General features: G+C 61.1%; 2 protein-coding genes. Both read left to right on the top strand.

Annotated features, from left to right (window positions below):
• Positions 1-1,221: hypothetical protein (locus tag AC5IJH_RS18305; protein ID WP_491904262.1), on the top strand; the 1,221-nt coding region annotated here is incomplete at its 5' end.
• Positions 1,218-2,087: glycosyltransferase family 2 protein (locus AC5IJH_RS18300; protein WP_491904261.1), on the top strand; the 870-nt coding region annotated here is incomplete at its 3' end. The genes AC5IJH_RS18305 and AC5IJH_RS18300, both read left to right, overlap by 4 nt.

Here is a 2,087-nt window from a genome sequence, read left to right as displayed (position 1 = left end):
TTTTTTTTGTTTCAGTACGCCGTCATTGCCCGCAGCTACGTGCTGTTTCCTGCCCTGCTGTTCTTGCTAGCGGTGTGCTGGAGGTCACGATGGAAGCGACCCATCCCAGTCGTGTTGTTGCTAGGATTGCTGGCCAATGTTTCCGCCCACGGATTCGTTGTCGCAGTGGGACTTCTGGTGGCCCTTCTGTTCGAAGTGCGTAGCGTGTCACGCCAGGCATGGATGACACTGCCCCGCGTGTCCGCGCTTCTGGTGTGCCTGGTACTGGCGTTCGGATTTGCTGCGTGGTGCATCCTGCCAGCGAGGGATGCAGGCTGGGTTGTCCTGGTTCGCCGTTCCGTACTGCCGCAGGAAGCTGTGCACCCAGCGGGGGCCGCCGCCCAGGCTACCCGACGGGGAGCTGCACTCGTCACTGCGCTTTCAGTTGGAGTGACGACGTTGAACGCAGGTGTATTTGGGCTTACGGCAGCCTTCGGCCATAGCTTCGCGGCGAAGCTGAAGCTGGGGCTGCTTGTCTGGGCGCTGATGGCTGTTGTTCTTGCTCGCGAAAGGATCTTCCGCTATCTGCTGCCTGTGCCAATGCTCGCTGCACTCTGCCGTCCCATTACGGCCCAGCTCTATCACGTTGGGCTGGTGTGGATTTTGTTTCTCTTTCTGCTCTGGATCACCTGGCCAGTCCAAAGCGTGGCAGCGAAGCCAACGCGCACTTGGAGAAACGCTTTACTGGCGGCGCTTTGCATCACGTTTGGCTATCATCTGACCTGGGCGGTGCAGACGTACCGCTTCGACGCGAGCGAAGCCTACTCGCCGGACAGGGATGGTGCGGTTCTGCTGCAGGATTATCTGAAACAGGGGCGCGAGGTCGTAGTTGCGATTCCGGCGAAGCAGAGTTCCTATGCCGTTAGCCAATACTTTGTCGTTGGTCTGGAGCCGTATTTCCCGTCACAGCCTATCCACAACATGCCCAATCGATTCTGGTTCTGGGGCGGCGATGACCAACTGAGGGCCGACTACCTTGCGGCTTCGGATCGGCGAGACGCCATCGTACTTCTCGAAGAGACCTCCTGGGATACGCGCTATCGAGCCGAAGCGGCGCGGCTCGAAGCGCTCGGGTACGGCCGGGATCGCGTTGTCTGCGGAGAGATGCGGTACCCAATCCTCCAGGTGCCACCCCTGTGTCATGCCTTCTATGTGCCACCTGAGTTAGGGACGCCCCGATGAAGCTGAGTGTCATCATTCCGGTGTTCAACTCGGGCCGTTTGCTCAGGGACACGCTGCACGCATTGCGTGCAGGAACTCGTCTGCCGGACGAGCTGATCGTGGTGGATGACGCCTCAGCCGATGACAGCGCGGACTTGGCGCGTACCTTCGGAGCACAGATCGTCAACATGCCACAGAACATGGGGCCCGCGGCGTGCCGGAATGAAGGCGTGTTGCAGTCGCGCGGCGATGTCCTGGTCTTTCTCGACGCTGATACCTGTCCCCACCCCGACACCTTGGCACGTATCGATGCTCTCTTCCGTAGCGACCCGGAGCTGAGTGCTGTGATCGGCGGATATGACGAGCAGCCTCGCTACCCAGGCCGGATCTCGCGTTTTCGCAACCTGGCGCATTGCTATGTGCACCGCACTTCGCGACCGCGAGCGCTCACATTCTGGAGCGGATGTGGCGCTGTTCGGCGAGAGATCTTCCTCGCCGCGGGCGGCTTCGACGAGAGCTACCGTAGGCCAAGTGTGGAGGACATTGAACTCGGGTATCGCATGTCTGATCGCGGCGCGCGCATTCTGCTCGATCCGGCGACCTGCGTCACGCACACCAAACGCTGGACTCTGTGGAACGGGATCGTCACAGACATCGCGTACCGAGGCGTGCCGTGGACTGCGCTTCTGCTGGAACGAGGCAGTGCGCCGGACGACCTGAACATCACAATGCATCACCGGTTTTCGAGTGTGCTGACTGGTACTGCGGCCGTCTCGCTGCTGCTGGCCTTACGGTCGCCGTGGTGGCTGGGTGCAGCCATGCTCTCTTCGGCGGCGGCGCTTGCTCCCGATCGAGGCCTGCTGGCCTTCCTTCGTCGCAAGGGGGGG

This window comes from Candidatus Dedyshia acidiphila, assembly GCF_051025295.1.
Lineage (GTDB): Bacteria > Acidobacteriota > Terriglobia > Terriglobales > Acidobacteriaceae > KBS-83.
This window is presented reverse-complemented; position numbering and strand designations above follow the sequence as displayed.